The organism is Bacillus sp. TCT6, from assembly GCF_056033845.1.
Window position 1 is genome coordinate 180,271 of record NZ_JBVYHX010000002.1, and the last position, 12,812, is coordinate 193,082.

Below are 12,812 nucleotides of genomic sequence, written 5' to 3' on the forward strand. Positions count from 1 at the left end.
GTTATTTATGCCTTTGGCAAATCTATCCAAAATAGAACGCCATCCGGAACGTTTTCCAAAGCATATTCAATGTTCATTACTTCCAACGTTTTCCGCACGATAGTCAAGCCTAAACCGTTGCGCCCACTTTTCCGCCCCCGCACTTTATCCATACGGTAGAATGGATCAAATAACTTAGGCAGAACTGTATCGTCTATCCTTGCATCTGTGTTTAATATGCAAAGGCGATATTGTTTAGCCGCAGGCTCGCTCCATATCCTAATTTCACCGCCTGTAGGCGTATTCTGTACTGCGTTCAAAATGATATTAGAAAGTGCTTTTTGAAGCATTTTAGAATCGACAAGGCAGTTTTGTCCGTCAGGAATGTCCATAACAATGCACTGACCGTTTGCTTCAGCTAATATCTGAAAGTCAGGCAGTATGTCAGCCACTATTTGCCTGACTTTCAGTTTTTCAGAATCCTGAGAGATTTTCCCATTGCTCAGGTTGACAATCTCCAGTATCTCGGAAATCACATCGTCCTGCGCATCCATCATCTTCACGCATTCGCGCAGGTATTTGGGATGGTCTTTGTAATCACCTACATTTTCGAGCATACCCTCCAGCAAGATACTTGTTGCCGCGATAGGCGTTTTTAGCTCATGTGAAGCCGCCGAAAAGAAATATCGCTGTGCTTCCTCCATTTCCCTTACCCGCAGGATTTCATTTTCTAACCGGGAAATAGTATCTTTCAACTTATCGTACATAGAGTGAATGTCACGCGACAAATCGCCTAATTCATCCCGGCGTATAGGCAGGCTTTGCGGTACATCTTCAAGACTTGTCATTTTCCCGGCGTCATCCGCCAGTCGCTTGATAGGATTGGTTATCTGCCGTGCAAAAACATACGCGCACACAAGGCAGAGGGCGAGTATAATGGCAAACGCGACCAATGCCCGCACAATTATTTCATTGTAAAAGGCAGTTAAGCCTGGTCTGGTCTGGGCGACGACAGAATAGCCGAGGGCTTTATCATTATGCACCACATAGTAAAAGTCACCATTGAAATTATCCGAGGTATCAGCACCCGGCGTAGCGTAAATTACGCCGCCATTATCATCTATAATGCAAAACTCAAATGATTGGTTGTTGTCACGAAACCTTTGCCCTGCTGCGGGAATATCGTTATAATTACTATTTTTTACTCTATTGACCAAAGGCTGATAGGACACTAATATTTGTTCCCTTTCAACTGCCCTGTACAGTGTTAAGAATTGACCTGAAAACAATGCGGCAGTTACGAAAACAATCAACAGCATAGCAACTATCGTATAGGCAAAAGTCTTAACAAATATCCCATTCTTTTTCATGAAGTTTCCTCCAATCGGTAGCCCACTCCGCGTACTGTTTTGATGATATTATCCGGTAGCTTCGCCCGTAGGTTTTTAATGTGAGTATGCACGGTGCTGCCATCACCGTCAAAATCGTAGCCCCACACGCGGGACAAAATAACTTCATGAGATAGTGTTTTTCCGTTTTTTTGCACCAGTAGCATTAAGATTTCAAACTCTTTAAGGGTCAAAAGCAATTCTTCGTCGTCATAAAAAACCTTGAAATCTTCCGGTAAAAGAGTCAGCTTGCCATAGTGAAGTTCCTTTGCCACCGCACCGCTGCGACGGAGCAGCGCCTCCACACGTTTCAGCAATAGCTGAATCTTGAACGGCTTAGTCACATAATCGTCCGCTTCCGCATCAAACGCTCTGATTTGATTCTCATCATCGGAAAGAGCAGTCATCATCAGAACCGGCGTATTATTCAGCTTACGGAACTCCCTTAAAAGCTCATGACCGTTCATTCCCGGCAGCAAGATATCAAGAATGACAAGCTGATAGGTGTTATCATAAAACTTGGTATGCGCTTCATCCCCGTTAAAACAGGCATCCACCTTATATCCCGCTCCAGATAAAAAGACTTTTACTGCATTGCAAATATGCTCATCGTCCTCGACAAGCAGTATTCGTATATCCATAAATGTATACCTCCGAAAAAAGGATAACACAGCAATCTGTATTTTCCCTGTAGTTTTAAGAGTTATTTCATTCGTCCATCAACAGGTTTTACGGCATCCTCTGGAATAGCCCATCTCCAGCCGAGCCGATATGCACCTATAATCCTGCCCTGCTTACATAAAAGCTGTATCCAACGATCTGAAATGCCCCATTTCTCACTGGCTTCTTTCGCTGACACCAAAACTCATTACCAAAAACAAAGTGCTGATGATTAGTGGTTAATATCTTTTTGGTAATGGCTTAAGCGAACACATTACAATCAATTTTTATAGTTTTGACTGCTTACCGTACAAAATTTCCGAAATGTTGGTGGTACGACTTCAAATAATTCTTCAATTTCTTTGTTTTATTAGAACTCCCCTCCTATTTATTCAAATCTACGAATTCATTTTACATCACTTTTAACTCTATTTTTTGCATGTTAAAAATTAACAAAATAACAATAAGAGATTTACTTTTGTTTTTAAAGGATTTTATTATCAATATACAACCCCCATCATTAAAATAAGGGTCAAAACCTTTGTCTATAAACACGAATTCATTGTGACCATTCATATTTTGGATCCTACCCCATGCCCATCAAGCTAAGTAAAAACAATACCTCTAATAACGAAAAAACGCTATGCTTATCGTAAGAAGTTTACGAAAAAGGTTGGTTTTTTTTATGAATCCTATCATCTCTAGTGAACTGACACTTTTTGCACAAAAAATACAACGTTTTTTCTCTTCAATCGTTCTTAAAGGAATAGCCAAAAAGGTTGGTTTTGTACAGCAATCTAGTAAGTATCAAGCAGATGAACTCATCGCCCTTTGCGTTTGGTTCAGCCAAGAGGGTTTCATCAACGCTTTATTTAATACAGCAGCTGTCGCATTCCTCAGAGAAGTTTTCACTTCACTCCTAACACAAAAACTCTGTTTAAATCGATCCATTCCTTCAGACATAATTTCTACTTTCAAAAGTATTCGTATTTTAGATGCAACTGTATTTCAGCTACCTAATTCCTTCTCAACTGATTATCAAGGTTCTGGAGGAAGGAGTAATACTACGGGGGTTAAAATCCAGTTCGAATACGATTTACTAAGTGGCCAATTTTCAAACGTACAGCTAGGACCAGGTAAGAACAATGATAAAACATACGGTACTACCTGCCTTGAAACGGTAAAGAAAAATGATTTATATTTGCGTGATCTTGGTTACTTTGATTTAGGAGACTTACAATCCATTCATGATAAAAAGGCTTACTATATCTTGAGGTTAAAGCTAAATACACGTATTTATATCAAGAACCCTGAGCCAGAATTCTTCAACAATGGCACGATAAAAAAGCAAACAGAATATATCAAGCTTGATATGGTACAAATAATGTTCGGCCTAACTCCTGATGAAACGATAGAAATCCCCGAGGCATATATTGGCCAAAATCAGAAGCTTCCAGCACGTGTGATTTTCCATCAACTAACAGACAATCAAACCCAAACACGCCTTAAAAACAAGCCATACGAGAAGAGAAGAAAGGCATTGTCATGTAGGAGAAAAGTAAGCACTTGATGGGGATGAATGTCTATATCACGAATACATCGCCAGAAGAAGTTCCCACTACTTATGTCCATTCACTCTATTCCCTACGTTGGCAGATTGAGATTTCATTTAAAACATGGAAATCATTCTTTGAAATCAATGAATGCAAAACAATCAAAAAAGAACGCCTTGAATGCCATTTATATGGCCAACTTATCGGCATTCTCATCCGTTCTTCCACCATGTTTCAAATGCAGCAGCTATTACTTGAAAAGAAAAAGCAGGAAATAAGTGAATACAAAGCGATTTATATGATTAAAGATTACTTTCCGTTACTGTTTCAAGCAATGGCCCAAGATACAGGAGGACTTTTGAAAATTCTGCATCGCCTTTATCAGCTGCTAAAAAAGAACGGTCGTAAATGTCATCGGTATAAGAAGATGACTGTCTTTGATATTCTCGGAGTTGTGTATGAAACGACGGTGAAGGATAGTAGACAAGTTGCCCAGCAAAAAAATCGATTCTTAAAGGCTTCTTTGTCATGCCAACTTTTCCATCACTTGTTAATTTGGAAGAAGGGAGTATTTTTATCTATTAACATTCTCTGTTAGCTTGATGGTTATGGAATAGCACCAACATTTCGCGAATTTTGTACGTTAAGCAAAATTTCATAAAGAAAAAGCCGATTTCCTGTACGCTAGGAACTCGACTTTTTTAGATTGATATATTTCGACTAAAATTCCCTCAAATAACTAAGGGGGTTTTTTATTAAATTATAGTTTAGTAATATATTGTACTCATTGAGTAAATAATTTTGCATCCGCCCAGTCAGCATGATCATTGTCAATATTATCATTAGCATAATAGGAAACTAACTCAAGTGTATTTTTTCCTGCAATATTTACTTCTACATGTTCAGCTGGCGCGTGGGATTTTTTAACCGGACTTATATACAAAATTTTACCATCAGCGATTATCACAAAATTCACAGAACCATGACCAGGTGCTACTTGATCATCTATTCCTACATCTACTGTAAATTTAGAATACTGTCCATTCAAATTATACTTAATTGTGCTATTTGAATGCGAGCCAATCCCTTTGTCATATTTCACACCATTAATAGACAACTGTGTTTTATAAAACGATTGATTTTTATTATACGAAAAATAATTAGGTGTCATTTGTTCTATATCTCCTACAACTGAAACTGGAGTTAACGTATCACTCAATTGTACAGATCCAGGTATAGGAGCTGCTAAAGTTTTTGTATTTCCACTTGCAAAAAATGTACAAATAGCAATCACTAAAACTGCAACTAGACTTAATACTTTAAACCGAAAACTTTTTGGGTTAATAACGTACTTTGTATTCATATCAAATCCCCTTTCGATTTTGTAAATTACCTCTCTAATCTTTACATATCAACCTTAAATTTTCAAATTATTTCTATAATTATAAATATTTATACAGAATTGCAAAAAAATGAAAGCGCATTCCCGTATTTTTAAGTGAACGTTGATACAGGGATTTTCATGTATCCCCAAAAGGGACACCTATTTCCGTAGGTGGGCTACAAATGATTTTGCACAATTAAGTTAAAGCAAAAGCATTTATATCGAAAGTAATTAAAATTAACTTTGTAACCCTAATACCTTAATAATCTCAATTGTTTTATTATCTTTTATTTTAAAATGAAGTCTTTTCCCTATACGTTCACTAATTACAATATTTTCAAAGGCTAATTTACGCAAATGTTGTACAATCAGATCTTCTGAAATTCTTGTTTGCTTACTTAAATCAGAAACTGACAACGATCCATATTTAATCAATTTACAAACAATTGATAATCGAGTAGAATTCCCTAATAACCCTAAAACTTTTATATTTTCTGTATAGAAACTAAAATCCATGTGAAAAGCATGTAACAGATCTTCCAACCTCCTAAAATAAGATGAATAACACCAAAATATCTTAACATAAAAATAGCTCCCCCCCTAATATATACCAATTACTTATTGAGAAAAATAATACTTGAATACGAGTCCAATACATATTCTTAGAATTAAAGTGATTCAAGTCGGAAGAAGGCACCTTTGGGTGTCTTTTCTTTGTGCTTTTATACAAATAAAAAAGCCTCGTTATGAAGTGCACCCCAATTGTTAGACACAGTTTAACAATTGGAGGTGCACTTCATATTTGTGGGCAACTTTTAGAATTTCAAACCCAAAAGGATATGATATTGTTAAAACTAGAAGAAGCTAAACAGAATAATATAGGATATAAAGGGGTATTCAAAACAGCAGACGCTATGGATAAAACTTTAGACCGTATGGAGAATATAAAAGTAACTGATAAGTACAAGGACATTCACGAACTTGTTTTAGAAGGTGTTACAGATGCAAGACAAGGAACAAAGATAATACAAGACGCTAATAAAGAAGATGGAAAAGAGATTGAATTAGCTATACTAAAAAGCACTCCACATATGTCAGGTGTAGACAGTGAACAGTGAGATAAGGCAATTTATGAATTAAATCAGGAAACTAAAGATGCTTATGCTAAAGCACTTGAAAAGAAAATGGAAGAACATGCAAAGTGATAGATTAACTTATCACAATACATACTTGATATATTATTTGATTTAGGGGGCACCTTCATGAAAGTTGTGCGCTCTATATTTAAAGTTTTTCGTTTAATAGGTTTAATTGTAAAGCCTGTACTTAAAGCATTATCGATAAGTAAATTTTAGTATAATAGCAATAAAAAAGCCGTCATATGACAGCTCTTATTTTTGTTCATCAAGCTATTCTCTTGTATAGAAGTATTTTAATCCTTTAGCATCTAACCACGCCGTCGCTTTGTCTAACTCGTTGCCTTGACGATAATCTGTCTCAAAATGCGCAAGCCCTCGACGATCTCCACGAGAAACTATTTTAGAAGTATATCCAAGACTATCCATCATTTGAACCATATCAGGAATTAAATTTACACCAAACTCATAAGTGATTACTTTATTATATTTATTCACTATAATTCCAACTCCTTCTTGTGTTGTTGCTTGCTCAACAGTTTGATTAGTAAACCACGCTAACGATTTATTTCCAACCAACTTATTTAAATCACACTTTCCGATACCAGCTACATTCCCTGTTTCTGTATATTGCCAAATATCACATGGGTACGCTGGTTTGTTACCACCATAACGAGGAATCCATACAAAGTCACTCTTTACATTTGCCATTCCAAATGGAGCATACATATGATGGCCAACATATAAACCAACTTTTTTAGCACCTAATCGACGTAATTCATTGATAAAAGCCTGTGTACCTGCCCGCATATTTTCCATTGTTTTCACTTCTACATCAGCCACCCAAACTGTTGCACTCTTGTCACCACGTTTCCAGAAATCACGAGCTTCTACACGTGCATCATTTTCAGAAACGAAACGACAGAATGCATAGTTACCAAATGGTACATTTCGTTGCTTCATAGCCTGTACATATTTTTGATACATTCTATCTCTAACTCTTGAACCATCCTGCACACGAGCAATAACTAAATCCAATTGAGAAGCTGCTTGGCCCCAATCGATATTACCGTTATGATGAGAAATATCTACAATGTAACCCATTATTTATCGTCTCCTTCATATTGTTTGTCAGCAAACCATACCAGCATTAGGATTAGAAATTACACCTGCAGCAGGTAAAATAACCAACATCACGTCTACATACTCTTGATATCGCCCTAAATTAAAATTAGGGACAGTATCCATTCTTATCATTCCCAACAGTGCAAATAAAGCTATCCATAATCCTCAATTTTTTAGTTTTTCTTTCATTATTTATCCCTACTTTCCTAAGAATTTAAAAAGCAATGCGATTGCTCCAGCAATAATTGATCCAATTACTGTAGTTCCCATCCAAAAAACTAAACAATCTACACGTAAATGCGCGTATTTTGCTGACTGCTGCGCCTCAATTGCTAATTCTCTCACGTTACTAAGAACATCAATTTTTGTTTCTACTCTAGTTAGTCCAATGATTACCTTTGTAAAGTCATCATGGTTTTCATGCTCCGGCAATCCTCTCGCCTCCTTTCCAGCAAAATAAAAAAGCCTGCTATAAGCACGCTTCGTTTTGTTGTAAAAGCCGTATTTTGTGCAAAATAAAAAACAGCTTATGGCTGCCCCTGGCCTACTTGTATTTTGTTTTCGTTAATTTGTGGTTCTTGTGAGGGATAATTCCCAGTAAGTGATGTATAATACTCTAGACAAATATTCTTTTTCGCAAATCCCATATCCACTGGGTACAAACGCGCTCCGCGTTTACACATTTCACACAGCGTAGCAATTCGAAATTTTACTGTCCCATCCAACTCTCTCCATACTTCAACCCTGCTCATACCTTTTAGAATACCAGTATTATTTAACATATCAGCAGGTATTTGAACAAAAATCCCTGTCTCTGTAAGCTCTGCATCCACCAGCCTCCCTATAAAAGGAAAGCTTTCATCTGCTTGAAGTGGCATCATTTGATTCTCATTCATTCTTATTTCTCCTTTTTATTCAAGTGCATTAAATTTCCAACCATTTGGAGTACTCGCATAAAAACCAGCTCCAAGATTAGTGCCTTCTTCCGAATTGAAGCATCTTAATTTTAATAATATGTATTGGACTCTCATACTCACCGAATGGAAAGTAGAGATGATTCAATTATGTACCTATCTGGAGCGTCTCCTATATAGTCAAAAGGATCACAAGTGTTAACGTTTATGTCGGCTCAGTTTTGTCTACAATAACTGTTCGATTTTCTGAATCAGTTATCCAATGCTTGTTAATTCTATATGTATATGTTTTATTTTCATATTCCACGATAAGTTAATCATTTTCCTCTAGTTGACCAAGCTCAGTAAAAACAGTATCCCTATGCCCACTTAAAACTGTATGTCCCTTTCCTGATGGTGTAGTAGTTAAGTCACTAACAAACATACCTATACCCTTTTTTTGTACTTTATCATCAGCTCCCCAATATACAGAGTATTTCTTTTGTATTTTAGGGATAATTAAATATGCGACTTTATCGCCTAATTTATGGTTTACCATTGAAACGGGAATTTGTACAATTTCTGCTTGTTCTGTATTTGTTGTTTCATTTTCTTTAGAAGGTGTGGAGGTTGCATATTGTTTAGCCTCGTTCGTTGTTAACAACTCTGCTGATTGTCTAGCACCATACCATTTTGGAAAATAACAGGAAAAGATAGTAAGTCCAATAACAGTTAAACATAAGCCTATCCATTGTTTTTTATTCACTTTTATCACTCCATTTGAAAACGACAGAATTTCTCCTGCCGTTTTAAGGAACTATTTTATGCGTTTGTCTTTTTACGACGGAACATTAATACCGATCCAGTTAATGCTGACCTTAAGCTTGCTAACATCATTGCAACACCATTTGATGCTGTATTGTTTTACTTAACTTAATTAAGTATAAATTTCTTATTGATATTACTTTCCATGAGGGTACTTTAATCCCTTTATTAACTTATTATATAAAAATATAATAAAAATTTGGTACGTGAAATTTCGTCACAACGCATTTGAGAGAACAACATATCAAATGTTGGATTAATTATAAGCAATTCAGATTTATTAAGCTCAATAGCTGAGAAGCCTTTCATCCATTGAAATGTATATTCTGTTTAAAAATTAGAAAAAAATAAAATAAGATATGATTAAAAATACATAATATATATGTTTAATTTTATGAATTTTAAACTTCACATGACATTTACCCGAATATCATTAAATAAAAATTCACCTTATTAACGGATTACTAATGTTTCTTTGCTGGCTTTTTAGAGTACAGTATACTTTCTACTAATCAATTAATTACGCTATTAAGTGCATGCTTGTTAACCATAATTAATTCCTTGTACACAAACATCTTAACATTGTATTTTAATTTAAATTATTTAGTCCTACTTAAAATCAATTTAGAACAAAGACTATAAAACAGTCATATAATTATCAATTTCATGTTGATACCAATAAAAAATCAATACATCTCGCCCTATTTAACATTAACATATTAACTGAGATTAACATATCAACCGAAGCGCACCAACTTTATCACTATTATCCATCGATTGACATTAACATAATATTAACAAGCGGACACTTAACAGAAATGTTTGTGCTTATCTAAACTTCAAGATCTATATTATTTGAACATTAGTCCATTGCAATAGATTGTAAGGAATTATATTAAGTGATTAACTAGCATTAAAAATATTCCAATGCTAATAAGATATAAAAAAAGAATCAACATAAAACTATCAATCTCATGTTGATACCGATGAAACGACAACTGATTTCCAATCTTCCATTTGGTATTAACATGTTAAGTGAGATTAACATGTTAAGTGATTATTTTCTTTTGTTATCAATATCATTCTGATTAAGATCAACATAACATTAACAATCCGGCGTCAAAAAAAGAACTGTTTATAACTTTCAAGATTTCAAAGTCTATATTGGCTGTTTTTTCTTCTGCGGTAGTTTTCTCAAAGCGAATCTAGTGAAGATTTATCCCGAGAAATGTTTCGACACTATCAAAAAATAGTTAAAGATTCAATTGAGTAATAAATGATTACAGCAATTCAATGATTTTCACCCTTTAACTATCATTTACATAGAGATAAAAAACAACAAATAGACAGGAATACCGTCTGTATTGTTAATCTCATATCAACAATTTATATTTAACATTAATATAACATTAACAATTGATTAGTTGAAATACGCATAAATGCAACTTTCGAAGATCCAAGATCTGAATTAATTATAAATTTATCTAATACAACAGATTTCTATTGAAAAATCAAAAAAACACTTTAAAACAACTATAATTGTGGTTAGAAGCTAACAAAAAATCCATACAATTGATTGTTTCTTATTAGTGACATCAAAAAAATAACAGTTTTCTTTTCTTTTATCATTGATATATAACCTGAGATTGACATGTTAAGCGTTTTTTCTTTTGGTATCAATATTATTCTAATTGATATGACATTAACAATAAGGCACCAAGAAAGTCAAAATATCTATGGCTTTCGAGATTTCAAAATTTATATCGGTCAGAATTTTCTTTTGTAGAGGTTTACTCAAAGTAAATCTAGTGATGATCTATCCTAGAAGATATTTTCACACTATCAAAACATAGTTATACTTTAATCGCAATATTAAATGACGACGGCTAAACAATGGTTTTCAACCTTTTTTAACAATGACATATAGTCTAAAAGTAAAACGTAGAGAGACATGATATTTAATTATTAATGTTATATCAACAATTTGCATTTAACATTAATATGACATTGACAATTAAATAGTAGAAATGCACCTAGAAGCAGCCCTCGTTTTTTTTAAATCCACATTAGTTAAAAATTTTATCTACCACAACAGATTTCTATTGAAAAATAAAAAGGAAAACACTCTAAAAGAACTATAATTGTGGATAGACATTAACAAGAAATCCATACAATTGATCGCTTCTTATTAATAACACACGAAAATTAACAGTTTTCTCTTTATTTATTATTGATATATAACCTGAGATTAACATGTTAATAGGGCTAGTTATTAATTAATAGTAGCATCATATCAACTATCGTTAATTAATATTGACATAACATTAACAATTATAGATTCTAAAGTTGAGAATATACATACAGATAGAGTTCTAGATTCTACATCTACCAAAGGGCTTTTTTCTATAGTAAAATTCACTGCATAAACCGCGGAAGATATCATTCTTGAAAACATTTTGATAGTAATAAAAAACAATGAATCGCTTTTTATTACTTCTGATTTAAAAGTAGCAATTGTATAAATCAATTTTGATTATATAGAGATCACTTGTAAAGGGTGATGCCCCTTAAAAAAGTAAGTTTATATAAACCGCATAAAAGCTATAATAGCCTTTACGTGCATTCTAAAGACCTACTAAAACCAATTAGCTATACAGTTCTTGTTTTTCTACCACCGAGTGTCATAAACTATAATAAATATAGGCCTTTATTTACTATTAGTATGGGCTTTTCTCTTTAGATTTATACATACTTTTTAGCATTTAAGTCTTTAAGTTTAATGCTATATCCTTATAATTTATTTACAAATCACTAATATTTTCTTATCATTAATATATTGTAGACTAATTTGTTAATTTTATAGCAACAATAATCATTAATAACTAATGGATTGTTAACAGGGCATTAACATTAGTTAATTCCAAACCTTTGTTTATCAACTTCATGTTGACAAGTAACACTTTATATATCAATGACACATTTCATGTGAATGTCGTTCGATAAAGGTATTAAGGTTTATATTGTCGAAAGACACTTAACATGTCAATCTCACTTTATATGTTAATTACATTTTGCTATGGCCATTATATTTCAAGGAGGTATAACGATGATTGAACAAGATAACAAAAATACAACTGAACATATGGAGTCAAATAATACAAACTCTAGTCATGAAGATACTTTTGAAAAAGCTTGGCGAATAACAGAGTTTTCAAAACTAGTAGGTCGACATCATAACACTGTATACAATTGGTTCAATATCCTAGAGGAAAAGGGGTTACACGGAACATTAAGAACCAATAATACAAATGAAAAGCTATATAACACACTGGATTTAGACATAGCTTTATTTATCAAGCTAAAGAGGGATGAAAAGTGGTCGCTAGATGCAATTATTGAGCTTTTACCACATCAATTTGAACTAAGACCAGTTTCTCCAGAAAATCAAACCAGTGAAGTCTCAAGCCAATTAAACATGCAGGAAGCTGCAGCGACTATTGAAAAAATAGTAGAGCAAAAGATTCAAATGCATTTACAAAACATTGAATTAGAGTATCAAGGAAAGTTTGAAGAAGCTATACGTGCCATGCTACCTGAACCAGAAGACCCTGAGAAGTTAAAAGAGCGCCAAAGACAAGAAAGACTAGATAATATAATTATTCAACATAGGGCGCGTACAGAGTTAAGAAAACAAGCTGAAAACGAGTGGAATACACAGCCAGAAGAAACTCGTATAAAAAAAATTGGTTGGTTTAAAAAAGAGGAAGACCTTGCGAGAAAACAACTTTTCATAGAAAACTATATTGATGAGAACATGATTGAATACATGAAAAATGTAATGAAAATAGAAATATAAGCCTGGAAGATTC

General features: G+C 33.9%; 10 protein-coding genes and 3 pseudogenes. 3 read left to right on the top strand and 10 right to left on the bottom strand.

All coding sequences use genetic code 11. The annotated features are described in order from the left end of the window. Positions 1-5 precede the first annotated feature (5 nt). From AC0ONG_RS27800 to AC0ONG_RS27810, 3 genes are all read right to left on the bottom strand, one after another. Positions 6-1,349 (bottom strand): sensor histidine kinase, encoded by a 1,344-nt coding sequence (locus AC0ONG_RS27800; RefSeq protein WP_474204951.1) that lies wholly within the window; start codon positions 1,347-1,349, stop codon positions 6-8. After that, on the bottom strand, positions 1,346-2,008 hold the full coding sequence (locus AC0ONG_RS27805) for a response regulator transcription factor (protein WP_097890038.1): 663 nt from the start codon (positions 2,006-2,008) through the stop codon (positions 1,346-1,348). Before AC0ONG_RS27805 ends, AC0ONG_RS27800 begins: the two co-directional genes overlap by 4 nt. A gap of 62 nt (positions 2,009-2,070) precedes the next feature. Then, positions 2,071-2,226 carry a helix-turn-helix domain-containing protein gene (locus tag AC0ONG_RS27810; protein WP_346725853.1) on the bottom strand — a complete coding sequence of 52 codons (156 nt, stop codon included), beginning with the start codon at positions 2,224-2,226 and terminating at the stop codon, positions 2,071-2,073. A gap of 486 nt (positions 2,227-2,712) precedes the next feature. On the opposite strand from AC0ONG_RS27810, the pseudogene AC0ONG_RS27815 reads away from it, so the two are divergent. Continuing rightward, positions 2,713-4,070, top strand: a pseudogene (locus tag AC0ONG_RS27815) (IS4 family transposase); the annotation flags it as partial. A gap of 294 nt (positions 4,071-4,364) precedes the next feature. Here AC0ONG_RS27815 and AC0ONG_RS27820 read toward each other — a convergent pair. Both AC0ONG_RS27820 and AC0ONG_RS27825 read right to left on the bottom strand, forming a co-directional pair. Continuing rightward, positions 4,365-4,943 (bottom strand): NPCBM/NEW2 domain-containing protein, encoded by a 579-nt coding sequence (locus tag AC0ONG_RS27820; protein WP_474204954.1) that lies wholly within the window; start codon positions 4,941-4,943, stop codon positions 4,365-4,367. Positions 4,944-5,201: 258 nt separating this feature from the next. After that, a complete protein-coding gene (locus AC0ONG_RS27825) occupies positions 5,202-5,480 on the bottom strand; it encodes an ArsR/SmtB family transcription factor (RefSeq protein ID WP_098438145.1) in 279 nt (92 codons plus the stop codon). A gap of 230 nt (positions 5,481-5,710) precedes the next feature. Here AC0ONG_RS27825 and AC0ONG_RS27830 point away from each other — a divergent pair, with 230 nt between their 5' ends. Further along, the gene (locus AC0ONG_RS27830; RefSeq protein ID WP_257145975.1) at positions 5,711-6,082 is read left to right on the top strand and encodes a hypothetical protein; all 372 of its coding nucleotides are present in this window, start codon (positions 5,711-5,713) and stop codon (positions 6,080-6,082) included. A 291-nt stretch (positions 6,083-6,373) separates the two neighbouring features. Here the strand turns inward: AC0ONG_RS27830 and AC0ONG_RS27835 are convergent, their stop codons facing one another. From AC0ONG_RS27835 to AC0ONG_RS27855, 5 genes and pseudogenes are all read right to left on the bottom strand, one after another. Next, positions 6,374-7,204: a GH25 family lysozyme gene (locus AC0ONG_RS27835; RefSeq protein WP_098438146.1), complete on the bottom strand. Its 831-nt coding sequence runs from the start codon at positions 7,202-7,204 to the stop codon at positions 6,374-6,376. Positions 7,205-7,423: 219 nt separating this feature from the next. After that, a complete protein-coding gene (locus tag AC0ONG_RS27840; RefSeq protein ID WP_474204957.1) occupies positions 7,424-7,657 on the bottom strand; it encodes a hemolysin XhlA family protein in 234 nt (77 codons plus the stop codon). Between the two features lie 95 nt (positions 7,658-7,752). Continuing rightward, the gene (locus AC0ONG_RS27845; RefSeq protein WP_474204959.1) at positions 7,753-8,121 is read right to left on the bottom strand and encodes a hypothetical protein; all 369 of its coding nucleotides are present in this window, start codon (positions 8,119-8,121) and stop codon (positions 7,753-7,755) included. A 137-nt stretch (positions 8,122-8,258) separates the two neighbouring features. Beyond that, positions 8,259-8,884, bottom strand: a pseudogene (locus AC0ONG_RS27850) (class D sortase). Positions 8,885-8,940: 56 nt separating this feature from the next. Continuing rightward, positions 8,941-9,039: pseudogene (locus AC0ONG_RS27855) on the bottom strand (LPXTG cell wall anchor domain-containing protein); the annotation flags it as partial. Positions 9,040-12,049: 3,010 nt separating this feature from the next. Between AC0ONG_RS27855 and AC0ONG_RS27860 the strand changes: the two are divergent. Beyond that, positions 12,050-12,799: a MerR family transcriptional regulator gene (locus AC0ONG_RS27860; RefSeq protein ID WP_474204961.1), complete on the top strand. Its 750-nt coding sequence runs from the start codon at positions 12,050-12,052 to the stop codon at positions 12,797-12,799. Positions 12,800-12,812 lie beyond the last annotated feature (13 nt).

Coding starts and splice junctions, on each gene's coding strand:
- AC0ONG_RS27800 (WP_474204951.1), bottom strand. CDS start 1,349: ATGAAAAAGAATGGGATATTTGTTAAGACTTTTGCCTATACGATAGTT.
- AC0ONG_RS27805 (WP_097890038.1), bottom strand. CDS start 2,008: ATGGATATACGAATACTGCTTGTCGAGGACGATGAGCATATTTGCAAT.
- AC0ONG_RS27820 (WP_474204954.1), bottom strand. CDS start 4,943: ATGAATACAAAGTACGTTATTAACCCAAAAAGTTTTCGGTTTAAAGTA.
- AC0ONG_RS27825 (WP_098438145.1), bottom strand. CDS start 5,480: ATGGATTTTAGTTTCTATACAGAAAATATAAAAGTTTTAGGGTTATTA.
- AC0ONG_RS27830 (WP_257145975.1), top strand. CDS start 5,711: ATGAAGTGCACCCCAATTGTTAGACACAGTTTAACAATTGGAGGTGCA.
- AC0ONG_RS27835 (WP_098438146.1), bottom strand. CDS start 7,204: ATGGGTTACATTGTAGATATTTCTCATCATAACGGTAATATCGATTGG.
- AC0ONG_RS27845 (WP_474204959.1), bottom strand. CDS start 8,121: ATGAATGAGAATCAAATGATGCCACTTCAAGCAGATGAAAGCTTTCCT.
- AC0ONG_RS27860 (WP_474204961.1), top strand. CDS start 12,050: ATGATTGAACAAGATAACAAAAATACAACTGAACATATGGAGTCAAAT.